Source organism: Streptomyces sp. NPDC056987 (assembly GCF_042673865.1).
Taxonomy (GTDB): domain Bacteria; phylum Actinomycetota; class Actinomycetes; order Streptomycetales; family Streptomycetaceae; genus Streptomyces.
Map to the genome: position 1 here is coordinate 12513 of NZ_JBHURV010000020.1, position 25710 is coordinate 38222.

Here is a 25710-nt window from a genome sequence, read left to right on the forward strand (position 1 = left end):
CCCGGCGAGAAGAGGAAGGTGTTCGAGTGTCCCGCCGTAGAATCGGCTTCTGGTACCGCCTGGCGGCGGTCATCGCAAAACCGCCGCTGATCCTTCTCCTGAAGCGGGACTGGCGGGGTGCGGAGCACATTCCGGCCGACGGCGGATTCATCACCGCGGTGAACCACAATTCGCATCTCGACCCGTTCGCCTACGCCCACTTCCAGTACAACACCGGCCGTCTTCCGCGCTTCCTCGCCAAGGACGGCCTTTTCACCAAGGGATTCATCGGCGCCGTCATGCGCGGCACGGGGCAGATCCCCGTCTACCGCGAGACCAGCGACGCGCTGAGCGCCTTCCGCGCCGCCATCGACGCCGTCGAGCGGGGCGAGTGCGTGGCGTTCTACCCCGAGGGCACCCTGACCCGCGACCCCGACCTGTGGCCCATGAGCGCCAAGACCGGCGTCGCCCGGGTCGCCCTCCAGACCAAGTGCCCGGTCATCCCCGTCGCGCAGTGGGGCGCCAACCTCCTCCTCCCGCCGTACGCCACGAAACCCGACCTGTTCCCGCGCAAGACCCACCGGATCCTCGCCGGCCCGCCCGTCGACCTGTCGCGCTTCTACGACCGGGAGATCACCCCCGAATTGCTGCGCGAGGCCACCGAGGTCATCATGGCGGCGATCACGGAACTGCTGGCCGAGGTACGGGGCGAGCCGGTACCCGCCGTCTCGTACGACTACCGCAAGGCCAGGGAAGAACAGCGGCGCAAGGCCGCGGAAGAGGGGTCGAAGTGACGCGGGTCGCCGTCTTCGGAGCGGGTTCTTGGGGTACGGCGTTCGCCATGGTCCTCGCCGACGCGGGATGCGAGGTGACGATCTGGGGCCGCCGTCCCGAGATCGCCGACACCATCAACACCACCCGCGCCAACCCCGCCTACCTGCCGGGTTTCGAACTCCCGGAAGGGGTACGGGCCACCACCGACCCGGCCGAGGCCGCGCGCGGCGCCGAGTTCACGGTGCTCACGGTGCCCTCGCAGACGCTGCGCGGAAACCTCGCCCAGTGGGCCCCCGTACTGCCCTCCGACACCGTCCTCGTCTCCCTGATGAAGGGCGTCGAACTCGGCACGGCCAAGCGGATGAGCGAGGTGATCGAGGAGGTCGCCAAGGCGCCGGCCGAGCGCGTCGCCGTCATCACCGGCCCCAACCTGGCCAAGGAGATCGCGGGCCGGATGCCCGCCGCCGCCGTCGTGGCCTGCGTGGACGAGGCGGTCGCCCGGCGGCTCCAGGCCGCTTGCCACACCCCCTACTTCCGCCCGTACACCAACACCGACGTCGTCGGCTGCGAACTCGGCGGGGCCGTCAAGAACGTGATCGGTCTCGCCGTCGGCATCGCCGACGGGATGGGCCTCGGCGACAACTCCAAGGCGACCCTGATGACCCGGGGACTCGCCGAGACCACCCGGCTCGGCCTCGCCATGGGCGCCGACCCGCACACCTTCTCCGGACTCGCCGGAATGGGCGATCTCATCGCCACCTGTTCCTCGCCGCTCTCCCGCAACCACACCTTCGGCACCAACCTGGGCCGCGGCATGACCCTCCAGGAGACGATCGCGGTCACCGAACAGACCGCGGAGGGCGTCAAGTCCTGTGAATCCGTGCTGGATCTGGCGCGGCGCCACGATGTCGACATGCCGCTCACCGAAACCGTCGTGGACATCGTGCACAACGGGAAGCCGCCGCTCGTCGCGCTCAAAGAGCTGATGGCGCGCAGCGCCAAGCCCGAGCGACGCTGACTCGGGCGGTACCAGCAGGTACGCTCATCGCGATATGAGCAGCGAGAACTCCTCCCACAGCCCCGAGCGCAGCCTTGGGCACAGCCCGGAGCCCCGCCCAGAGCAGCCGCTCCGCAAGCCTCGCGTGGCCGTCGTCTTCGGCGGCCGCAGTTCCGAGCACGCCATCTCGGTGGTCACGGCCGGCGCCGTACTGCGGTCCATCGACCGTACGAAGTACGACGTCCTCCCGATCGGGATCACCACCGACGGCCGCTGGGCGCTCACCGCCGACGACCCGGAGCGGATGGGCATCGCCGACCGCGCCCTGCCGAGCGTCGAGCAGATCGCCGAGTCCACGGACGGCTCCGTCGTCCTCTCCGTCGACCCGGGCAGCCGCGAGGTCGTCTACAGCGAACCGGGCGCCGTGCCCAAGGTGCTGGGCGACGTCGACGTGGTCTTCCCGGTGCTGCACGGCCCGTACGGGGAGGACGGCACCCTCCAGGGGCTGCTGGAGCTCTCCGGGATCCCGTACGTCGGCGCGGGTGTCCTCGCCTCGGCCGTCGGCCAGGACAAGGAGTACATGAAGCGGGTGTTCACCTCCTTCGGGCTGCCCGTCGGCCCGTACGTGGTGATCCGGCCCCGCGAGTGGGAGCTGGTGCCCGACGGCGACGCCGGCGGGGACCGGGGCGGGGCGCCGGGCGCCGCCGCCCGGAAGAAGATCGTGGACTTCGCCGCCGAGCACGGCTGGCCGCTCTTCGTGAAGCCCGCGCGGGGCGGCTCCTCCATGGGCATCACCAAGGTCGACGACCTCTCGGGGCTCGACGAGGCGATCGCCGAGGCCCGCCGCCACGACCCCAAGATCCTGGTGGAGTCGCTGCTGCGCGGGCGCGAGATCGAGTGCGGCGTGCTGGAGTTCGAGGACGGTCCGCGCGCCAGCGTGCCGGCCGAGATCCCGCCGGTCACGGAGCACGACTTCTACGACTTCGAGGCCAAGTACATCGACTCGGCCGCCGGTCTGGTGCCCGCCCCCCTCACCCCGGAGGAGACCGCGGAGGTGCGGCGGCTCGCGGTGGCGGCGTTCGAGGCCACGTCCTGCGAGGGGCTGGTCCGCGCGGACTTCTTCCTCACCGAGGACGGCGAGTTCGTCATCAACGAGATCAACACGATGCCGGGCTTCACCCCCATCTCCATGTACCCGCGCATGTGGCAGGAGAGCGGCGTCGGCTACGCGGAGCTGGTGGACCTGCTCATCCAGGCGGCGCTGCGCCGCCCGACCGGCCTGCGCTGAGCGCGTCCGGCGCTCCTTCCGGGCACGGTCGCGGCACTAGAGGCTGGACGGGACCGTCTTCTCGACGGCCTCGGCCAGCCCCGCGAGCGGGGTGGAGTCATGGTTGAACCGCGAGTCCATCGTGACCTCCACATAGGTCCGGCGGTACGTCGTGGTGAACCGCGGCCCCGAGTCCCGCTCCTCCAGCATCCAGTTGACGCCGTCCGCGTCGATGCCCTGTGCCTGCGGATCGCTCATCTCCGCGGGCCGGGGCACTCCGCAGCGCAGTACGATCGCGCCGTCCCCCCACCCGGCGGTCAGTTCGGAGCTCGGCTCGGGATCGCCGCGGCCGAGGTCCGCGAGGGTGTCGGGCAGCTCCTTGTGCAGGGCGCGGCAGAGGGCCGCCTCCTGTCGGGAGGGGGTGGGAACCGTGACCGATGCCGCCGCGTCCGTGGAGGAGCAGCCCGCCGCCGCCGACAGAAGAACGGCGACGGCGGGCAGGCGGGCGAACGCACGGCCGGATAGCCTGCGGCTGGGAAGCGGGCGACGGGAACGTATCACCGGCCAAGCGTAGACGGGGGCGGTCTAGAGATGTACGACCGGGCAGGTCAGGGTGCGGGTGATGCCTTCTACTTGCTGGACCTTGGCGACGACCATGCGGCCGAGCTCATCGACGGTGTCCGCCTGAGCCCGCACGATCACGTCGTAAGGACCGGTGACGTCCTCGGCCTGGATCACTCCCGGAATCTTTGCGATGGTCTCGGCGACGGTCGTCGCCTTGCCCACCTCGGTCTGAATAAGGATGTACGCCTGTACCACGGAACCTCCAGGGCGGCCACGAGGATCATGTGGGGGAAAGAGACGCCACGGTATCGCGTCGCCGCGGGCCGCGGGGAGACCTGGGTGCCCGGTGGCGCCCGCGGGGTGGCGTACGGAAATCCACGTTGACGTGTGCGGGTGCCATGCGCGCGCGACGTACGGGGCGGGGCGCGGCCCACGCGCCGTGCCCCGTGGGCGTGGTCCGGCGTACGGCCGTGTTGACGTGCCCGATGACGATGTCGGCAGCAGTAGGGGACCGCGACCGCAGGCGCGGCCCGGCGAAGAGTGAAGAGAAGCGAAGAGAAGGGGAGACTCGGTGAAGGGAACCGTGGGCGAGTTGGGGGAGTTCGGGCTCATCAGAGAGCTGACGTCCCGACTCACCACCACCCCGGCGGTGCGGCTCGGGCCGGGCGACGACGCCGCGGTCGTGGCGGCCCCCGACCGCAGGGTCGTGGCGAGTACGGATCTGCTCCTCGAAGGGCGGCACTTCCGCCGCGACTGGTCGACCGCGTACGACGTGGGCCGCAAGGCCGCCGCGCAGAACCTCGCCGACATCGCGGCGATGGGCGCGGTGCCCACCGCGCTGCTGCTCGGTCTTGTCGTGCCGGCCGAACTGCCGGTCACCTGGCCCACCGAGCTGATGGACGGCATCCGGGACGAGTGCCAGGTCGCGGGGGCGGCCGTGGTCGGCGGCGACGTGGTGCGCGGCGACTCGATCACCATCGCGATCACCGCGCTGGGAGATCTGCGCAACCACGAGCCGGTGACCCGCTCCGGCGCCCGGCCCGGCGATGTCGTCGCCTACACCGGGTGGTTGGGCTGGTCGGCCGCGGGGCACGCGGTGCTCTCGCGGGGTTTCCGCTCGCCCCGCGCCTTCGTGGAGGCGCACCGCAGGCCCGAGCCGCCGTACCACGCGGGCCCGGCGGCGGCCGGACTCGGCGCCACCGCCATGACCGATGTCAGCGACGGTCTGGTCGCGGACCTCGGGCACATCGCGGAGGCGAGCCAGGTCCGTATCGACCTGCGCTCCGGTCTGATCGACATCCCCTCGCAGATGAACGACATCGGCCAGGCGGTCGGCGTCGATCCGCTCCAGTGGGTGCTGACCGGGGGAGAGGACCACGCGATCGTCGCGACGTTCCCCGCGGACGCGAAGCTCCCGGCGCGCTGGAAGGTGATCGGGGAGGTGCTCAATCCCTCCGCGCTGCCCCAGGTGACGGTCGACGGCGCCCCGTGGACCAGCAAGGGCGGCTGGGACCACTTCGGCGACATCGAGGACACGTAGATTCGTGGGCATGTCGAAAACCGCGTCCGCGCCGCCCCGTGTTCTCACCGTCGCCGGATCCGACTCCGGCGGCGGTGCGGGCATCCAGGCGGACCTCAAGACGATGCTGGCCCTCGGCGCGCACGGCATGAGCGTGCTCACCGCCGTCACGGCGCAGAACTCCCGGGGCGTCCAGGGCGCCTGGGACCTGCCGGTGGAGGCGGTGCGGGCGCAGTACCGCAGCGTCGTCGACGACATCGGGGTGCAGGCCGTGAAGACCGGCATGCTCTCCTCCGCCGTCCTCGTCGACGCCGTGGCGGAACTGCTCGCGGAGACCGGTGTCCCCGTGGTCGTCGACCCGGTCGGGGTCTCCAAGCACGGTGATCCACTGCTGGCCGCCTCGGCGCTGGACGGCGTACGGAACCGGCTGCTGCCGGCCGCGACGGTCGCCACCCCGAACCTGGACGAGGTGGCGCAGCTCACCGGCGTACGGGTGGCGGACGAGGCGGATCTGCGGCGTGCGGCCCACGCCGTCCTGGAGTTCGGGCCCCGCTGGGCCCTGATCAAGGGCGGGCATCTGCCGGGCGACGCGGTGGACCTGCTGACCGACGGCACCGAGGAGCACTGGCTGCGGGCGCCGCGCCACGACAACCGGCACACGCACGGCACGGGGTGCACCTACGCGTCGGCGATCGCCGCGGGGCTGGCCGGCGGGCAGGACGTGGTGGCGGCCGTCGGGGCGGCCAAGGAGTACGTGACGGGCGCGATCGCGCACGGCTTCGCGCTGGGCGCGGGGATCGGGCCGGTGGACCACGCCTGGCGCTTCCGGGGCTGAGCCACCGGGCCGACCGGAAAGGCGGCGCACCGACCTGGAAAGGCGGCGCACCGTCCGGACACGGCAAAGAGCCGGCCCACCGAGGTGGACCGGCTCTTCAAGGCAACCGCAGGGGCTGCGCTACGACGCAGGCGTCAGCGCGAGACCTTGCCGGCCTTGATGCACGATGTGCAGACATTGAGGCGCTTCGGCGTCCGACCGACCACGGCACGCACGCGCTGGATGTTCGGGTTCCAGCGACGGGGCGTACGGCGGTGCGAGTGGGAAATGCTGTTGCCGAAGCCCGGCCCCTTGCCACAGACGTCGCAGTTGGCAGCCACGGGTCACTCCAAAGACTTCAGATGCTCGTACAGAGAAATCCGGCGTGGCTGGATCAACGAAACGAATCAGAACGAATCGATGGCGTCGACGTCGCTTTACCGGGGGATTGGCCCGACTCTCATCGGGCAACCGCAGCAGCATACAACGACTGCCTCGGTAGCCGGAAACTATACCCTTCTCGCATCACCCCAGCCGACGGAGGAGGACCCCGCAGGTGCCGCAGACCCTCGACGCCGCAGCGGTGCGGAGCTGGTGCGCGCTGGCGCTGGAGGCCCTCGGCCGGGAGCGCGAGGAGATCGACGCGATCAATGTCTATCCGGTCGCGGACGGTGACACCGGCACCAACCTCTATCTGACCGTCGAGTCCGCCACGCAGGCGGTCGAGGCGGTGTTCGCCGCGCACGAGACGGGCGCCTCCGTGCCCGCTCCGGTGGACGCCGTACGGGCCATGGCGCACGGCGCGCTGATCGGCGCCCGGGGCAATTCCGGGACGATCCTGGCGCAGCTACTGCGCGGTATGGCCGAGGTGCTGGCGGACGCGGATGCGCTGGGTGAGGGGGACGGGGATCCGGGGAACGGCGGCCGTCGGCTGGCCCTGGCGCTGCGCCGCGCCGCAGCGCTGGCCCGCGAGGCCGTCGCGCACCCCGTGGAGGGCACGATCCTGAGCGTGGCGAGCGCCGCCGCGGACGCCGCGGGGACAGCGGCGCACACGGACGGCGCGCACGGCGCGCATGGCGCGGGGACGGCCGAGGCCGTACGGGCCGCGTACGCGGGCGCTCGCACCGCGCTCGACGCCACCACGGGCCAGCTCGACGTGCTCGGCCGCGCGGGCGTCGTCGACGCGGGCGGCCGGGGGCTCCTCACCGTGCTGGGCGCGCTGGTGCGCTGCCTCACGGGCGACGCGCCCGCGCCCTACCCGGCGGGCCACCGCCGCCGGGAGCACCCCGTCGGGGCGGACTCCGCCGCCGAGGCGTGCGAGGCGGAGGGCGGGCCCGCCTTCGAGGTGATCTATCTGCTGGAGGCGGACGACGCCGCCGTGGCCCGGCTGCGGGACCGGCTCGACGGGCTCGGGGACTCCCTGGTGATCGTCGGCGGCGACGGACTGTGGAACGTGCACGTCCATGTCGACGACGCCGGCGCCGCCGTGGAGGCGGGCGTCGAGGCGGGCCGTCCGTACCGCATCCGCATCACCCACTTCGTCGCCGCCGCGGAGGAGTCGCGCGTCCAGCGCGCCGTCGTCGCGGTCGTCCCCGGCGAGGGCCTCGCCGGGCTCTGCGCCGAGGCCGGCGCGACGACCGTCCTCGCGCGCCCCGGGGAGCCGCCCGCCAGCGGCGAACTGGTCGAGGCGATCCGGCGCGCGCACGCCCGCGAGGTGGTCCTCATGCCGAACGACGAGGCACTGCGGCACACCGCGGCCGCCGCGGCGGAGCAGGCCCGTACCGAAGGCGTACGCGTGGCCCTCATCCCGACCAGGGCCGCCGTCCAGGGGATCGCCGCGCTCGCCGTGCACCAGCCCGAGCGCCGCTTCGACGAGGACGTCGTCGCGATGACCAGCGCCGCCGGTGCCACCCGCTACGCCGAACTGGCCGTCGCGGAGCGTCAGTCCTGGACCATGGCGGGCATCTGCCAGGCCGGGGACGTCCTCGGCCTGATCGACGGGGACGTCGCGGTCATCGGCTCCGATCTCGCCGCCACGGCCGAGACGGTGCTCTCCCGGATGCTCTCCGCGGGCGGTGAACTCGTGACGCTCGTCCTCGGGGAGGACGTACCCGAGACGCTCGCCGCCCGCCTGGAGAGCTACGTACGCGAGGGGCACCTCGCCGTCGACACGGTGGTCTACCGGGGCGGCCGGCAGTCCGCGCCGCTCCTCGTCGGCGTGGAGTGACGCCGGGACCGGTCCCGGCGGCGCGGCCGTGACCTGCGGAAACCCGGGGGTGCGCGACGGCTGTCAGTGGTGTGGTGTGCAATGGATCGCGTGTCCGCGCTGGATGAACCACTCAAGAAGTCGCTCGGCCCCGCCACCGCGAAGGTGATGGCCGAACACCTCGGCCTGCACACGGTCGGTGACCTGCTCCACCACTACCCACGGCGGTACGAGGAGCGCGGCCAGCTCACCACGCTGGCCGAACTCCCGCTGGACGAGGACGTGACGGTGGTCGCGCAGGTCGCGGACTCCCGGATCCTGACGTTCAACCACGGCCGCGGTCAGCGCCTGGAGATCACCCTCACCGACGGCAGCGGCCGGCTCCAGCTCGTCTTCTTCGGCCGCGGGCTCCACAAGCCGCACAAGGAACTGCCGCCCGGCAGCCGCGGCATGTTCGCCGGCAAGGTCTCGGTCTTCAACCGCAAGCTCCAGCTCGCGCACCCCACGTACGTCCCGCTCGCGCCGGGGGCGGACTCCGGCGCGGTGGACGAGGACGCGAGCGCCGTGAACGCCTTCGCGGGCAAGCTGATCCCGATCTACCCGGCCTGCAAGGGGCTGGAGTCCTGGAAGATCACCAAAGCGGTGGACGCCGTCCTGCCGCGCGCCGTGGAGGCCGCCGACCCGCTGCCGCCCGCGCTGCGCGAGGGGCGCGGCTTCGTCCCGCTGCCGGAGGCGCTGCTCAAGGTCCACCGGCCCGAGACGAAGGCCGACATCGAGGACGCCCGGGCCCGGCTCAAGTGGGACGAGGCGTTCGTCCTCCAGGTCGCGCTGGCCCGGCGGCGGTACGCGGACACCCAGCTCCCGGCCGTCGCCCGCGAGCCGGTGGCGGGCGGACTGCTCGACACCTTCGACGCCGGACTGCCGTTCACGCTCACGGAGGGCCAGCGGAAGGTCACCGCCGAGATCTTCGCGGACCTCGCCACCGAACACCCCATGCACCGGCTGCTCCAGGGCGAGGTCGGCTCCGGCAAGACGCTCGTCGCGCTGCGCGCGATGCTCACGGTCGTGGACGCGGGCGGTCAGGCCGCGCTGCTGGCACCCACCGAGGTCCTCGCGCAGCAGCACCACCGGTCCATCACGGAGATGATGGGCGAGCTGGCCCAGGGAGGGATGCTGGGCGGCGCGGAGAACGCCACGAAGGTGGTGCTGCTCACCGGCTCCATGGGCACCGCCGGGCGCCGTCAGGCACTGCTCGACCTGGTCACCGGCGAGGCCGGGATGGTGATCGGTACGCACGCGCTGATCGAGGACAAGGTGCGCTTCCACGACCTGGGGCTGGTCGTCGTGGACGAGCAGCACCGCTTCGGCGTGGAGCAGCGCGACGCGCTGCGCTCCAAGGGCAAGCAGCCGCCGCATCTGCTGGTCATGACGGCCACCCCCATTCCCCGGACGGTCGCCATGACCGTCTTCGGCGACCTGGAGACCTCCGTCCTGGACCAGCTCCCGGCGGGGCGCTCGCCGATCGCCAGCCATGTCGTCCCCGCGCAGGACAAGCCGCACTTCCTGGCCCGCGCCTGGGAGCGGGTGCGCGAGGAGGTCGGCAAGGGGCACCAGGCGTACGTGGTCTGCCCCCGCATCGGCGACGACGAGGACGAGAAGAACGGCAAGGGCGGCAAGAAGAAGGCGTCCGCGGCCAAGGGGAAGGCCGCGGAGGACGCCGAGAAGCGGCCCCCGCTCGCGGTGCTGGAGGTCGCGGAGCAGCTGGTGGCGGGGCCGCTGGCCGGGCTCCGCGTCGAGGTCCTGCACGGCCGGATGCAGCCGGACGACAAGGACGCCGTGATGCGCCGCTTCGCCGCGGGCGAGGTGGACGTCCTGGTCGCGACGACCGTCATCGAGGTCGGGGTGAACGTCCCCAACGCCACGGCGATGGTGATCATGGACGCCGACCGGTTCGGCGTCTCCCAGCTCCACCAGTTGCGCGGCCGGGTCGGCCGTGGCGCGGCGCCCGGTCTCTGCCTCCTGGTCACCGACATGCCGGAGGCGAGCCCCGCCAGGGCCCGGCTCGGCGCGGTCGCCGCCACGCTCGACGGCTTCGAGCTGTCCCGGATCGACCTCGAACAGCGCCGCGAGGGCGATGTGCTGGGTCAGGCCCAGTCCGGGGTGCGGTCCTCGCTGCGGATGCTCGCCGTCATCGAGGACGAGGAGATCATCGCCGCCGCCCGCGAGGAGGCCGTGGCGGTGGTCGCCGCCGACCCGGAGCTGGCCTCCAGCCCCGAGCTGCGGACGGCGCTGGACGCGCTGCTGGACACGGAGCGCGAGCAGTTCCTCGACAAGGGCTGAGCGACGCCGGCCGACCGGACCGTACGCACCGGCAGGGCCCGGCCGGTGCGTACGCGGTCGCGTACGCAATATCGTGGAGTGCGAGCGGGCGTCCGCCGACAGCTCCGTCCGTCCCAGCCCTCCCACCAACCGAGGACCCGACACCCATGACCCGCGTGATCGCCGGTGCCGCCGGCGGACGCCGGCTCGCCGTCCCGCCCGGCACCGGCACCCGCCCCACCTCCGACCGGGCGCGTGAGGGCCTTTTCTCCACCTGGCAGGCGCTCCTCGGCACGCTGGAGGGCGTCCGGATCGCCGATCTGTACGCCGGGTCCGGCGCCGTCGGCCTCGAAGCGCTCTCGCGCGGCGCCGCGCACGCCCTGCTCGTCGAGGCCGACGGCCGCGCCGCCCGTACCGTCCGCGAGAACGTCGCCGCGCTCGGACTGCCCGGGGCCGAGGTCCGTACCGGCAAGGCGGAGCAGATCGTCACGGGGCCGGCCCCGGAGGACCCGTACGACCTGGTGTTCCTCGACCCGCCGTACGCCGTCACCGACGACGATCTTCGGGAGATCCTGCTCACACTGCGGACCGGGGGCTGGCTCGGCGACGATGCCGTCGCCACCGTTGAACGCAGCACCAGAGGCGGGGAATTCGGCTGGCCGGCAGGTTTCGTACCGCTGCGGTCCCGTCGCTACGGCGAGGGAACGCTTTGGTACGGTCGCGCCGCTTCTTGTGACGAAGACGCACCATGACCGGACCGGAGAGCGAGGGAGTTCAGTTGCGCCGCGCCGTCTGTCCGGGGTCCTTCGACCCCATCACCAATGGACATCTCGACATCATCGCCCGCGCCTCCAAGCTGTACGACGTCGTACACGTCGCGGTGATGATCAACCAGTCCAAAAAAGGGCTGTTCACGATCGAGGAACGGATCGAACTGATCCGGGAGGTCACCGCCGAGTTCGGCAACGTCGAGGTGGAGTCCTTCCACGGCCTTCTCGTGGACTTCTGCAAAGAGCGCGACATCCCGGCCATCGTCAAGGGCCTGCGGGCCGTCAGCGACTTCGACTACGAGTTGCAGATGGCCCAGATGAACAACGGGCTCTCGGGCGTCGAGACCCTGTTCGTCCCCACCAACCCCACGTACAGCTTCCTCTCCTCCTCCCTGGTGAAAGAGGTGGCCACCTGGGGCGGCGACGTCTCCCACCTGCTGCCCCCCGCCGTCCATACCGCGATCATGGAGCGCCTCGGCAGGAAGTGACGGACCTGACCGCCCGTCATCCGGTGTCGGACGGACGCGGACTGGCCGTACAGTCGTTGCGTCCGTCTCCAAACCGGCCGAAAGAGTGGCGAGCACACGGTGGACGTGCAGAAGAAGCTCGACGAGATCGTCGACACGGTGGGCAACGCCCGCTCGATGCCCATGTCGGCGTCCTGCGTGGTCAACCGGGCGGAGCTGCTCGCGCTGCTCGAAGAGGTGCGGGAGGCGCTGCCCGACTCGCTGGCCCAGGCCCAGGAGCTGATCGGCGGGCAGGAACAGCTCGCCGAACAGGCCCGCCAGGAGGCGGAGCGCATCATCGAGGGCGCGCACGCCCAGCGCTCCACCCTGATCTCGGACACCGCGGTCGCCCGCCGCTCCCAGGAGGAGGCCGACCGTATCCTCGCCGAGGCCCGCAAGGAGGCCGAGGAGATCCGCGCCGAGGCGGACGACTACGTCGACTCCAAGCTCGCCAACTTCGAGGTCGTCCTCACCAAGACCATCGGCTCCGTCGACCGGGGCCGGGAGAAGCTCCTCGGCCGCTCCCCGGGCTCCGGCGAGCCGGGGTACGCGGGCGGCGATGACGACGACGCCCCGGAGTACAGCGCCGACCCCGGCACCCTGATCCGCCGGGCCGACGAGTACGTCGACGCCAAGATCGGCGCCTTCGAGGCCGTACTGACCAAGACCCTCGAAGCGGTCGGCCGGGGCCGGCAGAAGCTGCACGGCCGTACGGAGTCCGACGAGCTGGGCGCGCACATGGCCGCCCAGGACGCGGCGGGCCCCCAGGCACGCCTCAGCGACGCCGACTACCTGGCCGATCTCGCCGGCACCCCGAGGGAGGCCCTCCAGGCGCCCGTGACGCCCCCGCAGCAGCCCATGGGTCCCACGGAGCCCGCTATGCCTGCCATGCCCCCTGTGCCCACTCAGCAGCCCTTCGCGGACCCCGCCTACGCGCAGCAGCCGGCCGCCGCGGCCTACCAGGACGGCGGCAGTGGTTACGGCACCTCCGGCGGCTACCAGGACCCGGCGTACCCGGCCGCGGAGCCCGGCTACGGGGCGGGCTACCAGCAGGACACGTACGGCTACCAGCAGGACCCGTACCCGTACCAGCAGCAGGGGTACGGCCAGGACCAGGGCCAGGGACAGCTCCAGGGCGCGCAGCAGGCCCAGGGGTACGACCCGAACTACGGCTGGCAGCAGCAGCAGCAGCAACAGCAGCAGCAGACGGACGGGCGCCCCGCGCTCCCGGCCCTGCCCGCCGCCCCCGCCGACCAGCAGGGCTCCCTCGACGAGACCAGCTTCTTCGACACGAGCATGATCGACATGGAGCAGCTCCGCCGTTACGAACAGGGCCGCTGACCCGGCCGGTCCTCCGGGACCGGCGGCAGCCCGATTGGGTCTACGGCGGCCGGTCCAGTACCCTGGTTCTTCGGCCGTGTGCATGTCCGCGGCTCAGGCTGCCCGCTTCGCTCAAGCGACGGTGGCGGCCCCCTCTTCACGATCCGAAAGCGGGAACGGCCCTGAACGCGCGCCTCGACCACCACAACCCCCTCGTGTTCGACACACACGAGCTGGGGCGGCGTCCTGGTGCGCTCCGGAAGCTGACCCGCTCGGCGCCCGCTCCGAAGGACTTCGGTATCGACGGGGTCATCGGAGCGCCCGAGGGCGCCCCGGTGGAGCTGGACCTCCGCATGGAGTCGGTCATGGAAGGGGTGCTCGTCACGGGCACCGCCCGTGTCACGGCCGAAGGGGAGTGCGTAAGGTGTCTGGAGCCGCTCGGCCAGGAAGTGGCGGCGGAATTCCAGGAGCTGTTCTCGTACCACGACACCGACGACCGGGGCCGCGTCCGCGCGGAGCCGGCCGACGATGCCGAGGACGACGAGGACACGCTCTTCATCGAGGACGGCCTGTTCGACCTCGAACCCGTGCTGCGTGATGCGGTGGTGCTCGCACTGCCGATGCAGCCGGTGTGCCGGGAGACCTGCTCCGGTCTGTGTTCCACATGTGGGATCAGGCTGGACGACAACCCGGACCACCACCACGACGCCGTCGACATCCGTTGGGCGGCATTGCAGGGACTCGCCGAGACCGTCAAGGACGGCGAGAAGGACAACATGGGCGGCGCCGAAGCGGGCGTCGACGAGAAGCAGGAGAAGTAGCCGTGGCTGTTCCGAAGCGGAAGATGTCGCGCAGCAACACGCGCCACCGCCGGTCGCAGTGGAAGGCTGCGGTCCCCAACCTGGTTTCGTGCGAGCGTTGCCAGGAGCCGAAGCTCCAGCACATCGCGTGCCCGAGCTGCGGCACCTACAACAAGCGCCAGGTCCTCGAGGTCTGAGCGGCTGGTGAGAGGCTCGATGTCTGAACTGTCCCCTGCCAAGAAGCAGACAGACACTGTCAGTACGGCCTCGTCCCACACGCTTCTGGAAGGGCGGCTCGGGTATCAGCTCGAGACCGCCCTTCTGGTGCGTGCGCTGACCCATCGCTCGTTCGCGTACGAGAACGGCGGTCTGCCCACCAACGAGCGGCTCGAATTCCTCGGGGACTCGGTGCTCGGCCTGGTGGTCACGGACACGCTGTACCGCATCCACCCCGACCTGCCCGAAGGCCAGCTGGCCAAGTTGCGGGCCGCGGTGGTCAACTCGCGTGCGCTGGCGGAAGTGGGCCGCGGCCTCCAACTCGGCTCCTTCATCCGGCTCGGCCGGGGCGAAGAGGGCACGGGGGGCCGGGACAAGGCGTCCATTCTCGCCGACACCCTTGAAGCGGTGATCGGCGCCGTCTATCTCGACCAGGGCCTCGACGCGGCGTCCGAGCTGGTGCACCGGCTCTTCGACCCGCTGATCGAGAAGTCCTCGAATCTCGGGGCGGGCCTGGACTGGAAGACCAGTCTCCAGGAGCTGACCGCGGCGGAGGCCCTCGGCGTGCCCGAGTACCTCGTCACGGAGTCGGGACCCGACCACGAGAAGACCTTCACTGCTGCCGCCCGCGTCGGTGGTGTCTCGTACGGCACCGGCACCGGCCGCAGCAAGAAGGAAGCGGAGCAGCAGGCGGCGGAGTCCGCCTGGCGCTCCATCCGGGCCTCGGCCGACGCACGGGAAGCGGCGGCGAAGTCCGGCGCGGAGTCCGGTGCTGAGTCCGGTACGGACGCCGGCACCGGAGCCGTTTCCGGTGCGGATGAACCGGCTGCCGCGGGTGCGCCCCTCGGCGACGGTGACGGCGCCGCGGCGGCCGTCGATGCCGCCCCGGCCTCGGACGCGGCTCCGGCGGATCAGGCACCGGCGGACCAGGCACCGGCGGATCCGGCCTCGGCGGAGGCGCCGACGTCCTGACCGTACGCCTGTCCGTACGTACGCTCCTTCACGGTGCGCCCCTCGTGTCGTCCGCGGCCCGAGGGGCGTCTCCCGTTCACCGCCCCCTTTCTTTCCTTCGTCTCTTTCCTTCGTCGCCTTTGCCGTTCCGTCGTTCCGAGGAGTCCCCGTGCCCGAGCTGCCCGAGGTCGAAGTCGTCCGGCGCGGACTCGAACGCTGGATCAGCGGCCGGACCGTCGCCGAGACCGAGGTGCTCCATCCGCGCGCGGTACGACGCCACCTCGCGGGCGGTACGGACTTCGCGGCGCGCCTCAAGGGACACACCATCGGTGTCGCGCGGCGCCGCGGCAAGTACCTGTGGCTGCCGCTCGCCGACACCGACGCCTCGATCCTCGGCCATCTCGGGATGAGCGGTCAGCTCCTCGTCCAGCCCGGGACCGCGCCCGACGAGAAGCACCTGCGGATCCGCGTCCGCTTCGCCGACGAGCTCGGCACCGAGCTGCGCTTCGTCGACCAGCGCACCTTCGGCGGCCTCTCGCTCCACGACAACACCCCCGACGGTCTCCCGGACGTCATCGCGCACATCGCCCGCGACCCGCTGGACCCCGCCTTCGACGAGGGGGCCTTCCTCACCGCGCTCAAGCTGCGCCGTACGACGGTCAAGCGCGCCCTGCTCGACCAGTCACTCATCAGCGGCGTCGGCAACATCTACGCGGACGAGGCGCTCTGGCGCGCCCGGCTCCATTACGAACGCCCCACCGCGACGCTGCCCCGGCCGCGCGCCGCCGAACTGCTCGGCCACGCGCGCGACGTGATGAACGCGGCGCTGTCCGTCGGCGGAACGAGCTTCGACAGTCTGTACGTCAATGTGAACGGCGAGTCCGGCTACTTCGACCGGTCGCTCGACGCGTACGGACGCGAGGGCGAGCCGTGCGGCCGCTGCGGGACCCCGATCCGCCGGCGCCCCTGGATGAACCGGTCCAGCTACTTCTGCCCGCGCTGTCAGCGGCCGCCGCGCGCCGTACCGGGCGCGGCGCCGCGCGCCGTGTCGTAACGCTCCCGCGCCGCGAGCACCTCGGGCATCCGCCCCTCCACCAGGTGGATGAGGTCGAACAGCCGTTCGGCGACGTCCCGCCCCAGCGGCGTCAGTTCGTAGTCCACCCGCGGCGGATTGACCGGCTGCGCGTCGCGGCGTACGAGGCCGTCCCGCTCCAGGGCGTGCAGGGTCTGGGAGAGCATTTTCTCGCTCACCCCGTCGACGCGGCGCCGCAGTTCGTTGAAGCGGCAGCCGCTCCGGTGGAGCGCGCCGAGGACGAGGCCGCCCCAGCGGCCCGTCACATGCTCCAGCGTGGAGCGCGAGGGGCACTGCCGCGCGAACACGTCGAAGGCGTACCCGCCGAGCTCGGCGTCAGCGGAAGAAGTGTCCATATCCACACCCTACTACCGGTAAGCGCCACCCAGTGGGTGGCGCTTACTCCTGGTGCGTGTCTTCTGGTGTGTGTACGAAAGGTCTCAGAAGCCGAAGTTCTGCGTCCACCAAGGGCCGCCGGAGCCGGTGTGCACCCCGACGCCGAGCCGGGTGTAGTCGCAGTTCAGGATGTTGGCGCGGTGGCCCTCGCTGTTCATCCAGGAGTCCATCACCGCCTCGGCGGTGGCCTGTCCCCGGGCTATGTTCTCGCCTCCGAGGTTCTTCACACCCGCCTGTTCCGCGCGGTCCCAGGGGGAGTCACCGTCGGGGTTCGTGTGGTCGAAGAAGCCGCGCGCCGCCATGTCCTCGCTGAACGCCTGGGCCAGCGCGTTCAGGCTCGCGTCGGACTTCAGGGCGGCGCAGCCGGCCTTGGCCCGCTCCTTGTTGACCAGCGAGAGCACGGCCGACGCGGCGGACGAGGGCGCCGCCTGGGGCTGCTCGGCCGCGCGGTCCGTGGACTGCGTCGGAGCCGGAGCCTTGTCCTCCTGGGCGGGTGACCCGGCGGAGCCCGCCGACCCGCCGGACTCCGTCTTCTTCGGCGGGGCCTCGGTTTTCGGCTTCGGCGGCGCCGGGGCGGTCGTCGCCTTGGTCGGGGAGGAGGAGGGGGTCGCGGGGGAGGACGAGGCCGACTTCTTGTCCGGTCCCGTCGTCCGCTCCGCGCTGCGGCTGGGCTCCACCGTCGCGTCCCGCGTCGGATCCGCGGACGTGCCGCCCTGCTGCTGGAGCTCGGGCGCGCCCTCGCTGCGGATCTGCTCACCGGTGGTGCCGCCGCCGCTCACCGAGAACTGCCCGCCGCCGGGCAGCAGTCCGGAGGCGACCGCGACAGCGCCGACCGCCATCGCCGCGGAGGCGCCGAGCAGTCCCGTACGGACGGGCTTGGTGACCCGGCCCTTGCGGCGCGGCGTGGCGCCGGGGCCGGCCGTGGGGCCCTCAGGGGATTCGACAGGTGCGCCGGGGGCGGCGGAGCGTCGGTGGCGTCCCATCTGTGGTGCCTTCCTCAGTTTCGACGGCAACGTTACTCACCCGTATGAGTGAGGCTCATTGCGACCGGACTGTACGGCATGGCCCGTGGGGGCGCCGGGCCCGCGGACCAATTGGCCGATTACTTTTGCGCGTATGAAAGAAGATGTACGACTCACTGCTTGGGTACGCGGCCGAGTACAAGGAGTTGGCTTCCGCTGGTTCACCAGGGCGAACGCACTGGAGATCGGAGGCCTCACCGGATTCGCCCTCAATCTGGACGACGGCAGGGTGCAGATCGTCGCGGAGGGGCCGCGTGACAATTGCCACCGCCTGCTGGAGTGGCTGCGCTCGGCCGACACACCCGGGAGAGTGGACGGAGTCACTGAGATCTGGGACACCCCGCGGGGCGGTTACGAGGGCTTCGCGATCCGGTGACGCGATGGCTCCGCCGGGCGGTCCGCATGGCCGGGACATGCCACCGGCATGGGTGACTCTCCGCGATGACCAGCGATGACCTGGTGGTTGCCAGGAGCGGCCCGCTGTGCGAGGCTGCCCGGTCAGTGACGGGCCGGGCGCGCCCCGGGGCTCCGCAGAGAGCCCCCGCCGCCCAGGCCACGGGCCCGCGCCGACGGGCCGCCCGCCGGTACGGGCTGTGATCGTGTTGACCGTCAAACTTTTTGGTGAGACTCTGGAATCCCCGCGCACCTTAGCTGTTTGGCAGTAAGAACCGCAGTGACGAACAAGCACTGCCAGGCACCGCGGGTGCGATTTCCCTCACGACCCACACCGCATTCGGTCGGTCACTCAGTGTGGAGGACCATTCATCATGGCAAAGGCGCTTCTCGGTTATGTCGGCGGTTCCGACCCGCGACTCCTCGCCGAGATGCGACGGCTTCAGCAGCGCGTCCAGGACCTCGAATCCGAGCTCGTACGGATCCAGTCCGAGAACGACGTGCTGAACGCCGCTGTCGCACAGCACCCCGGAGAGTCGCTGCTCAACGGCATGGACATTGACGTACCCCAGGCGGAGCCGGCGCTCACCTGACGGCAGCCCCCGTCGGGGCCGGGTGAGAAAGACTCTCGCAAGATATGCAAGGGACGCTTCGGCGTCCCTTCTTTCTTTCCATCTTCCCCTGTACGAAGCTTTGTTGGCGCTGCCACGCCTTTCTTAACGTCTGATGTGCCCTGCGCGTTCCACGGTGAAACCGCCGACGGACGATCCGGGGCGGGTAGAGTCCGGCGGCGTGCACCTCAAGGCCATGACCCTGCGCGGGTTCAAATCCTTCGCCTCCGCCACGACGCTGCGCTTCGAGCCGGGTATCACCTGCGTCGTGGGCCCGAACGGCTCCGGGAAATCCAATGTGGTGGACGCGCTCTCCTGGGTCATGGGGGAGCAAGGGGCGAAGTCGCTGCGCGGCGGCAAAATGGAGGATGTGATCTTCGCCGGCACGACCGGGCGCCCCGCGCTCGGCCGCGCGGAGGTCTCTCTCACGATCGACAACTCCGACGGAGCGCTGCCGATCGAGTACGCCGAGGTCACCGTTACGCGGATCATGTTCCGCAACGGCGGCAGCGAATACCAGCTCAATGGCGACACCTGCCGGTTGCTCGATATTCAGGAACTGCTCTCCGACTCCGGTATCGGCCGCGAGATGCACGTGATCGTCGGACAGGGCCAGCTCGACTCAGTACTCCACGCCGATCCGATGGGCCGCCGCGCATTCATCGAAGAAGCCGCCGGAGTGCTCAAGCACCGCAAGCGGAAAGAGAAGGCGCTGCGGAAGCTGGAGGCGATGAAGGCGAATCTCGCCCGCGTCCAGGACCTGACGGACGAGCTGCGCCGTCAGCTCAAGCCGCTCGGCCGGCAGGCGGCGGTCGCCCGGCGCGCCGCCGTCATCCAGGCCGACCTGCGCGACGCGCGGCTGCGGCTGCTCGCGGACGACCTGGTGCGGCTGCGCGAGGCGCTGCGCGCGGAGATCGCCGACGAGGCCGAACTGAAGAGCCGCAAGGAGGAAGCGGAGCGCAGGCTGAAGGCCGCGCTGAGCCGCGAGGCGGAGCTGGAGGAGGAGGTACGGCGACTCGCGCCGCGCCTCCGGAAGGCCCAGCAGACGTGGTACGAGCTGTCGCAGCTCGCCGAACGGGTGCGCGGCACCGTGTCGCTGGCCGAGGCGCGGGTCACCAGCGCCACCAGCGCCCCCGAGGAGGAGCGGCGCGGCCGTGACCCCGAGGACATGGAGCGCGAGGCCGCCCGGATCCGCGAGCAGGAGGCCGAACTGACCGCCGCGCTGGAGGCGGCCGAGCACGCGCGCGAGGACACCGTCGCCCACCGCGCCGAACTGGAACGGGAACTCGCCGCGGAGGAACGCCGCCTGCGGGACGCCGCCCGCGCCCTCGCGGACCGCCGCGAGGGCCTGGCCCGGCTGCACGGCCAGGTCACCGCGGCGCGCGGCCGGGCCGCCTCGGCCCAGGCGGAGATCGGCCGCCTCGCCGCGGCCAGGGACGAGGCACGGGAGCGCGCCGCCCTGGCGCAGGAGGAGTACGAGCAGCTCAAGGCCGAGGTCGACGGTCTCGACGCGGAGGACGACGCGCTCGCGGAGCGGTACGAGGACGCCCGGCGCGCGCTCTCCGACGCGGAGACGGCGCAGAGCGCGGCGCGCGACGCCGCGACCACGGCGGAGCGTGAGCGCGCGGCCCTGAGCGCCCGCCATGACGCCCTCGCCCTGGGGCTGCGCCGCAAGGACGGCACGGGGGCGCTGCTGGGCGCCCGCGACCGGGTGACCGGCCTGCTGGGGCCCGCCGCCGAACTGCTCACCGTCGTACCGGGGCAGGAGATCCCGGTCGCCGCGGCGCTGGGCGCGGCGGCCGACGCGATCGCGGTCAGCGGCCCCGCCGCCGCGGCGGAGGCCTTGCGGCTGCTGCGCGAGCGGGACGCGGGCCGCGCCGCGCTGCTGCTGGGCGCCGCGGCCCCGGCCGTTGCCGCCGCCCTCGCCCCCGCCCAGGCCACGCCGCCCGTACCGCCCGCGCCTCCGGCTCCGCCCGCCCCGTCCGCAGGTGTTCCCACGCAGAGCGGGGGCCCCGGTGCGGTGCCGGCGGGCGCGGTGCCCGGCCCCGCCGGCCCCGTACGGACCGCTGTGGCCGCGCCGTATGTCATCGATCTCGTCCAGGGACCCGTCGAGCTCATGGGCGCCGTACGCCGCCTCGTGCGCGACATGGTGGTCGTCGCGACCCTTGAGGACGCCGAGGAACTCGTCGCCGAGCGGCCCACGCTCACCGCCGTGACCGCCGAAGGGGATGTGCTCGGCGCGCACTTCGCGCACGGCGGCTCCGCGGGGGCGCCCAGTCTGCTGGAGGCGCAGGCCGCCGTCGACCAGGCCGCCGCCGAGCTGGCGGTGCTCGCCGTACGGTGCGAGGAACTGGCCGGGGCCCAGCGCGCCGCCACCGGACGCCGCGCCGAACACGCCGCGCTCGTGGAGGAGCTGGGGGAGCGCCGCCGGGCCGCCGACCGGGAGAAGTCCGCCGTGTCCGGGCGGCTCGGCCGGCTCTCCGGACAGGCACGCGCCGCCGCCGCGGAGGCCGAACGGGCCGCCGGGGCCGCCGCCGAGGCACAGGAGGCGCTGGAACGCGCCACGGAGCAGGCGGAGGAGCTGACGGAGCGGCTGCTCGTCGCGGAGGAGGAGTCCCCCTTCGGGGAGGGGCAGGAGGAGCCGGACACCTCCGTACGCGACCGGCTCGCCGCCGACGGGGCCAACGCCCGGCAGACCGAGATGGAGGCCAGGCTCCAGGTCCGTACCCACGAGGAGCGTGTGAAGGGGCTCGCGGGCCGGGCCGACGGCCTCGACCGGGCGGCGCGCGCCGAGCGCGAGGCGCGGGCCCGCGCGGAGCGGCGGCGCGCCCGGCTCCGTCACGAGGCCCGGACCGCCGCGGCGGTCGCGTCCGGCGCCCGGCAGCTGCTCGCGCACGTGGAGGTGTCCGTCGTCCGGGCCGAGGCGGAGCGCGCCGCGGCCGAGGAGGCCGGATCCGTACGCGACCGGGAGCTGACCGCCGAGCGGAACACCGGCCGCGACCTCAAGAGCGAGCTGGACAAGCTCACCGACTCGGTGCACCGGGGCGAGGTGCTCGGCGCCGAGAAGCGGTTGCGGATCGAGCAGCTGGAGGTGAAGGCGCTGGAGGAACTGGGCGTCGAGCCGGCCGGACTGATCGCCGAGTACGGTCCCGGCCAGCCTGTGCCGCCCTCGCCGGCGGCCGAGGGCGAGGAGCTGCCGGAGGACCCGGAGGACCCGCGGAACCGGCCCAGGCCCTACGCGCGGGCCGAGCAGGAGAAGCGGCTCAAGGCTGCCGAACGGGCGTATCAGCAGCTCGGGAAGGTGAATCCGCTGGCCCTTGAGGAGTTCGCCGCGCTGGAGGAGCGCCATCAGTTCCTCTCCGCGCAGCTCGAAGACCTGAAGAAGGCCAGGGCCGATCTGCTGGGCGTGGTGAAGGAGGTCGACGAGCGGGTGGAGCAGGTCTTCACCGAGGCGTTCCGGGACACCGCCGTCCAGTTCGAGGGCGTCTTCTCCCGGCTCTTCCCCGGCGGTGAGGGGCGGCTGATCCTGACGGACCCGGAGAACATGCTGACCACGGGCGTGGACGTGGAGGCCAGACCGCCGGGCAAGAAGGTCAAGCGGCTCTCGCTGCTCTCCGGCGGCGAACGGTCCCTGACGGCGGTGGCGCTGCTGGTGTCGATCTTCAAGGCGCGTCCGAGCCCGTTCTACGTGATGGACGAGGTCGAGGCGGCGCTCGACGACACCAATCTCCAGCGGCTGATCCGCATCATGCAGGAGCTCCAGGAGAGCTCGCAGCTCATCGTGATCACCCATCAGAAACGGACGATGGAGGTCGCCGACGCGCTCTACGGGGTGTCCATGCAGGGCGACGGGGTATCCAAAGTCATCAGCCAGCGGCTCCGCTGAGGGCATCGCCTTCACCGAGGCTCCGGCCACTTTCACATCTTGAAGATGAGGAGAGGGTGATTCACCGACTTTGTCGCACCGTGCCGCGCGTAACCCCCGCCCTGTCCATTCGAAAGGTGAAGGCATACGCTCTTTCGCGTTGCTTTTGCCTTCAAGTGGTGGCTGACGGGACGTTATGTCTCACTTGTAGGGCTCCCCCCACCCCACGCCCGGCGACGCAGCCGGGCGGCTTCAGGAGTACACGTGACCAGCACAGCGCAGGTTCCGCCGACAGGAGGCCGAGCGGCCCACCCCGAACATCTCGGCCATGTCATCTTCATCACGGCCGCCGCCGCGATGGGCGGCTTCCTCTTCGGCTACGACAGCTCGGTGATCAACGGCGCCGTCGAAGCCATCCGGGACCGGTACGACATCGGCTCCGCGGCCCTCGCCCAGGTCATCGCCATCGCACTGATCGGCTGTGCGATCGGGGCCGCCACAGCGGGCCGGATCGCCGACCGGATCGGCAGGATCCGCTGCATGCAGATCTCCGCCGTCCTCTTCACGATCAGCGCCGTCGGTTCCGCCCTGCCGTTCAACATCTACGATCTCGCGTTCTGGCGGATCATCGGCGGCTTCGCGATCGGCATGGCGTCGGTGATCGGCCCCGCGTACATCGCGGAGGTCTCCCCGGCGGCCTACCGCGGCCGGCTCGGCTCCTTCCAGCAGGCCGCGATCGTCATCGGCATCGCCGTCTCGCAGCTCGTCAACTTCGGCATCCTCCAGCTCGCCGACGGTGACCAGCGCGGCAAGCTGCTGGGCTTCGAGGCGTGGCAGTGGATGCTCGGTGTGATGGTCGTACCGGCATTGCTCTACGGTCTCCTCTCCTTCGCGATCCCCGAGTCCCCGCGCTTCCTGATCTCCGTCGGCCAGGTGGGCCGCGCCAAGGAGGTGCTCGCCGAGGTCGAGAGCAAGGGCGTCGATCTGAACGCGCGGATCACCGAGATCGAGCACGCGATGCGCCGCGAGCACAAGTCGACCTTCAAGGACCTGCTGGGCGGTGGCGGCTTCTTCTTCCTGCCCATCGTGTGGGTGGGGATCGGGCTCTCGGTCTTCCAGCAGCTCGTCGGCATCAACGTCGCCTTCTACTACTCGGCGACCCTCTGGCAGTCCGTCGGGATCAACCCGTCCAGCTCGTTCTTCTATTCGTTCACGACGTCGATCGTCAACATCATCGGCACCGTGATCGCGATGGTCCTGGTGGACCGGGTCGGCCGCAAGCCGCTCGCCCTCGTCGGCTCCGCCGGTATGGCCGTCGCGCTCGCCTGCGAGGCATGGGCGTTCTCCGCGCACCTGGTCAACGGCAAGCTGCCCAGCACCGAGGGCACCGTCGCCCTGATCGCGGCGCATGTGTTCGTGCTCTTCTTCGCGCTCTCCTGGGGTGTCATCGTCTGGGTCTTCCTCGGCGAGATGTTCCCGAACAGGATCCGCGCCGCCGCGCTCGGCGTCGCCGCCTCGGCGCAGTGGATCGCCAACTGGGCCATCACGGCGAGCTTCCCGAGCCTGGCCGACTGGAACCTTTCGGGTACGTACATCATTTACGCCTGCTTCGCCACGCTCTCCATTCCCTTCGTGATCCTTTTCGTGAAGGAGACGAAGGGCAAGACGCTGGAAGAGATGGGGTAGGACCTGTCGCGACACGCGGGGCTGCGGAACGGTTCCCGAGCCGACCCCGGCACCGTCCCCGCGTGAAGGCGGCGGAGGTCAGACGGGCAGCGTCGCCGACGCGGAGCCGGCCCCGTCCGTACCCGCCCCCGCTCGCTCGCCGGATCCGGCCCCGTCCGTCCTCGTCCTCGCCTCCGCCCCTGTGCGCTCACCGGCCCCGGCCCCGCTCTCCGCTTCCGCGGGCGCCGGGGTCTTCGCGTGCTCGCGCGGCAGCACCCCGTACAGCCCCGCCGCCACCAGGACTGTGACCACCCAGCCCAGGCCGTTCTCGCCGACCCAGGTCCCGGCGAGGGGGCTGGAGAACCACTCCACCGACGTGAAGAGCACCCCCACCACCAGCGCCGTACCCCAGGCGGCCATGGCCGACGGGGCGAAGCCGCCCCGGTACCAGTAGCCACTGGTGCGGGTCGTGTCCATCAGCGCCGTGGCGTCGTACGTACGCCGCCGCAGCATGTCCACGCCGAAGACGCCGATCCACGCGGAGAACGCCACCGCGAGCAGCGTGAGGAACGAGACGAACGAGCCGATGAAGCTCGTGGCGATCACCATCAGCAGGAAGCCGAGGACCAGGCTGATCACCGCGTTCACGCCGACCGCCCAGGCGCGGGGCACCCTGATCCCCAGGGTCTGCGCCGTGAACCCCGCCGAATACATCGACATCGAGTTGATCAGCACCATCCCCACCAGCGCGATCAGCAGATACGGCACGGAGATCCAGGTGGGCAGCAGTGCGCCGATGAAGGAGACGGGGTCCCGCGCCGTGGCCAGATCGGGGGCGCCCACCGCCATCACCGCGCCCATCAGCACCAGGGGCACCACGGTGATCCCCGCGCCGCCCACCGTCGTGCCGACCATCGCCCGGCCGGAGGCCGACCGGGGCAGATAACGGGTGAAGTCCGGGCCCGAGGGGACCCAGCTGAGGCCGCCCGCCGCGATCGTGCCGATGCCCGCGATCATCATCGCCGTCGGACCGGCCGGCTTGCCGAAGACCGCCGACCAGTCGGTTTCCGCGACGAGATGGACCAGCACCAGCACGCTGAACGCACCGAAGAGATACGCCGACCAGGTGCTGCAGATCCGCAGCGCCTTGATGCCCAGGCCCGAGACCAGGAAGGTCCCGGCGACGAAGAGCAGCAGCGTGACCACGACGAGCGGGGTGCTGCGCTTGATCCCGAAGAGCAGATCGAGCACCGTCAGCACGGCGTACGCCCCGGTCACCGCGTTGATCGTCTCCCACCCCCAGCGGGCGACCCAGATCAGCGACCCCGGGAAGAGGTTCCCGCGCTGGCCGAAGACCGCCCGGGAGAGCGCCATCCCGGGCGCTCCGCCGCGCTTGCCCGCGATGGAGATCAACCCGACCGTGCCGTACGAGACGAGGGGCGCCGCGACCCCGACGACCAGCGCCTGCCAGAAGTTGAGTCCGTTGAGGACGATCAGACCGGCGCCCATCGTGAGGAGCAGCACGCTGATGTTGGCGGCGACCCAGGTGGGGAAGAGTCCCCGCACGCGGCCGGTGCGCTCGGCGTCCGGGACGGGTTCCAGACCGCGGGTCTCCAGCGCGCCTTCGGGGGCGGAGGCGTGGGGCATGAACGGGCTCCGTACAGAGGTGGGGGCTCCTGGGGGT

The 25710-nt window shown here is 71.5% G+C and carries 24 protein-coding genes; 18 read left to right on the forward strand and 6 right to left on the reverse strand.

From position 1 onward, the window contains the following. The first annotated feature begins 26 nt into the window (after positions 1 to 26). Genes ACFTZC_RS22690 through ACFTZC_RS22700 form a run of 3 tightly spaced genes read left to right on the forward strand, consistent with a single transcriptional unit; the run spans position 27 to position 3038 of the window. Entirely contained in the window at positions 27 to 773 is a 747-nt protein-coding gene (locus ACFTZC_RS22690) for a lysophospholipid acyltransferase family protein (RefSeq protein WP_382892452.1), read from the forward strand. Then, complete coding sequence (locus tag ACFTZC_RS22695; protein WP_382892454.1) at positions 770 to 1771, forward strand: NAD(P)H-dependent glycerol-3-phosphate dehydrogenase; 1002 nt, start codon at positions 770 to 772, stop codon at positions 1769 to 1771. Before ACFTZC_RS22690 ends, ACFTZC_RS22695 begins: the two co-directional genes overlap by 4 nt. Before the next feature lie 34 nt (positions 1772 to 1805). Further along, a complete protein-coding gene (locus ACFTZC_RS22700; RefSeq protein WP_382892456.1) occupies positions 1806 to 3038 on the forward strand; it encodes a D-alanine--D-alanine ligase family protein in 1233 nt (410 codons plus the stop codon). Between the two features lie 36 nt (positions 3039 to 3074). On the opposite strand, the gene ACFTZC_RS22705 is transcribed toward ACFTZC_RS22700, so the two are convergent. Beyond that, positions 3075 to 3518, reverse strand: coding sequence for a DUF3515 domain-containing protein (locus ACFTZC_RS22705; protein WP_382892668.1), 444 nt, complete (start codon positions 3516 to 3518; stop codon positions 3075 to 3077). Between the two features lie 84 nt (positions 3519 to 3602). Further along, entirely contained in the window at positions 3603 to 3836 is a 234-nt protein-coding gene (locus ACFTZC_RS22710; protein WP_329823058.1) for an Lrp/AsnC ligand binding domain-containing protein, read from the reverse strand. Positions 3837 to 4152: 316 nt separating this feature from the next. Between ACFTZC_RS22710 and ACFTZC_RS22715 the strand changes: the two genes are divergently transcribed. Together ACFTZC_RS22715 and thiD are read left to right on the forward strand one after the other, a co-directional pair. Continuing rightward, positions 4153 to 5121: a thiamine-phosphate kinase gene (locus ACFTZC_RS22715; RefSeq protein ID WP_365812275.1), complete on the forward strand. Its 969-nt coding sequence runs from the start codon at positions 4153 to 4155 to the stop codon at positions 5119 to 5121. Between the two features lie 10 nt (positions 5122 to 5131). Then, on the forward strand, positions 5132 to 5935 hold the full coding sequence (gene thiD / locus ACFTZC_RS22720) for a bifunctional hydroxymethylpyrimidine kinase/phosphomethylpyrimidine kinase (protein ID WP_382892459.1): 804 nt from the start codon (positions 5132 to 5134) through the stop codon (positions 5933 to 5935). 134 nt (positions 5936 to 6069) lie between these two features. Here the strand turns inward: thiD and rpmB are convergent, their stop codons facing one another. Beyond that, a complete protein-coding gene (gene rpmB, locus ACFTZC_RS22725; RefSeq protein ID WP_028426177.1) occupies positions 6070 to 6255 on the reverse strand; it encodes a 50S ribosomal protein L28 in 186 nt (61 codons plus the stop codon). Positions 6256 to 6470: 215 nt separating this feature from the next. Between rpmB and ACFTZC_RS22730 the strand changes: the two genes are divergently transcribed. From ACFTZC_RS22730 to mutM, 9 genes are all read left to right on the forward strand, one after another. After that, positions 6471 to 8141, forward strand: a complete 1671-nt coding sequence (locus ACFTZC_RS22730; RefSeq protein WP_382892461.1) for a DAK2 domain-containing protein — start codon at positions 6471 to 6473, stop codon at positions 8139 to 8141. Positions 8142 to 8222: 81 nt separating this feature from the next. Next, positions 8223 to 10460, forward strand: a complete 2238-nt coding sequence (gene recG / locus ACFTZC_RS22735; protein WP_382892463.1) for an ATP-dependent DNA helicase RecG — start codon at positions 8223 to 8225, stop codon at positions 10458 to 10460. Between the two features lie 146 nt (positions 10461 to 10606). After that, positions 10607 to 11191 carry a 16S rRNA (guanine(966)-N(2))-methyltransferase RsmD gene (rsmD, locus tag ACFTZC_RS22740; protein WP_382892465.1) on the forward strand — a complete coding sequence of 195 codons (585 nt, stop codon included), beginning with the start codon at positions 10607 to 10609 and terminating at the stop codon, positions 11189 to 11191. A 26-nt stretch (positions 11192 to 11217) separates the two neighbouring features. Further along, a complete protein-coding gene (gene coaD / locus ACFTZC_RS22745) occupies positions 11218 to 11697 on the forward strand; it encodes a pantetheine-phosphate adenylyltransferase (RefSeq protein ID WP_365812483.1) in 480 nt (159 codons plus the stop codon). A 99-nt stretch (positions 11698 to 11796) separates the two neighbouring features. Beyond that, positions 11797 to 13056, forward strand: a complete 1260-nt coding sequence (locus tag ACFTZC_RS22750; protein ID WP_382892467.1) for an ATP synthase F0 subunit B — start codon at positions 11797 to 11799, stop codon at positions 13054 to 13056. Positions 13057 to 13217: 161 nt separating this feature from the next. Beyond that, complete coding sequence (locus ACFTZC_RS22755; protein ID WP_382892670.1) at positions 13218 to 13856, forward strand: YceD family protein; 639 nt, start codon at positions 13218 to 13220, stop codon at positions 13854 to 13856. A gap of 2 nt (positions 13857 to 13858) precedes the next feature. Next, entirely contained in the window at positions 13859 to 14032 is a 174-nt protein-coding gene (gene rpmF / locus ACFTZC_RS22760) for a 50S ribosomal protein L32 (protein ID WP_053675094.1), read from the forward strand. 19 nt (positions 14033 to 14051) lie between these two features. Next, complete coding sequence (gene rnc / locus ACFTZC_RS22765; RefSeq protein WP_382892469.1) at positions 14052 to 15023, forward strand: ribonuclease III; 972 nt, start codon at positions 14052 to 14054, stop codon at positions 15021 to 15023. Between the two features lie 148 nt (positions 15024 to 15171). Continuing rightward, positions 15172 to 16056, forward strand: coding sequence for a bifunctional DNA-formamidopyrimidine glycosylase/DNA-(apurinic or apyrimidinic site) lyase (mutM, locus tag ACFTZC_RS22770; RefSeq protein ID WP_382892471.1), 885 nt, complete (start codon positions 15172 to 15174; stop codon positions 16054 to 16056). Here the strand turns inward: mutM and ACFTZC_RS22775 are convergent. Both ACFTZC_RS22775 and ACFTZC_RS22780 read right to left on the reverse strand, forming a co-directional pair. Further along, positions 16005 to 16430 carry a winged helix-turn-helix transcriptional regulator gene (locus tag ACFTZC_RS22775; protein ID WP_382892472.1) on the reverse strand — a complete coding sequence of 142 codons (426 nt, stop codon included), beginning with the start codon at positions 16428 to 16430 and terminating at the stop codon, positions 16005 to 16007. The genes mutM and ACFTZC_RS22775 overlap by 52 nt on opposite strands. Before the next feature lie 84 nt (positions 16431 to 16514). Next, positions 16515 to 17453 (reverse strand): CAP domain-containing protein, encoded by a 939-nt coding sequence (locus ACFTZC_RS22780; protein ID WP_382892474.1) that lies wholly within the window; start codon positions 17451 to 17453, stop codon positions 16515 to 16517. 133 nt (positions 17454 to 17586) lie between these two features. Here ACFTZC_RS22780 and ACFTZC_RS22785 point away from each other — a divergent pair, with 133 nt between their 5' ends. The 4 genes from ACFTZC_RS22785 to ACFTZC_RS22800 all read left to right on the forward strand — a co-directional run bounded on the left by ACFTZC_RS22785 (position 17587) and on the right by ACFTZC_RS22800 (position 24047). Further along, complete coding sequence (locus tag ACFTZC_RS22785; protein ID WP_365812258.1) at positions 17587 to 17868, forward strand: acylphosphatase; 282 nt, start codon at positions 17587 to 17589, stop codon at positions 17866 to 17868. A gap of 391 nt (positions 17869 to 18259) precedes the next feature. Next, positions 18260 to 18478: a hypothetical protein gene (locus ACFTZC_RS22790; RefSeq protein ID WP_365812256.1), complete on the forward strand. Its 219-nt coding sequence runs from the start codon at positions 18260 to 18262 to the stop codon at positions 18476 to 18478. A 199-nt stretch (positions 18479 to 18677) separates the two neighbouring features. Continuing rightward, a complete protein-coding gene (locus ACFTZC_RS22795; protein WP_382892476.1) occupies positions 18678 to 22382 on the forward strand; it encodes a chromosome segregation SMC family protein in 3705 nt (1234 codons plus the stop codon). Positions 22383 to 22625: 243 nt separating this feature from the next. After that, entirely contained in the window at positions 22626 to 24047 is a 1422-nt protein-coding gene (locus ACFTZC_RS22800) for a sugar porter family MFS transporter (protein ID WP_382892478.1), read from the forward strand. A gap of 78 nt (positions 24048 to 24125) precedes the next feature. Here ACFTZC_RS22800 and ACFTZC_RS22805 read toward each other — a convergent pair whose 3' ends face one another. Continuing rightward, positions 24126 to 25673 (reverse strand): purine-cytosine permease family protein, encoded by a 1548-nt coding sequence (locus ACFTZC_RS22805; protein WP_382892480.1) that lies wholly within the window; start codon positions 25671 to 25673, stop codon positions 24126 to 24128. Between the last annotated feature and the right edge of the window lie 37 nt (positions 25674 to 25710).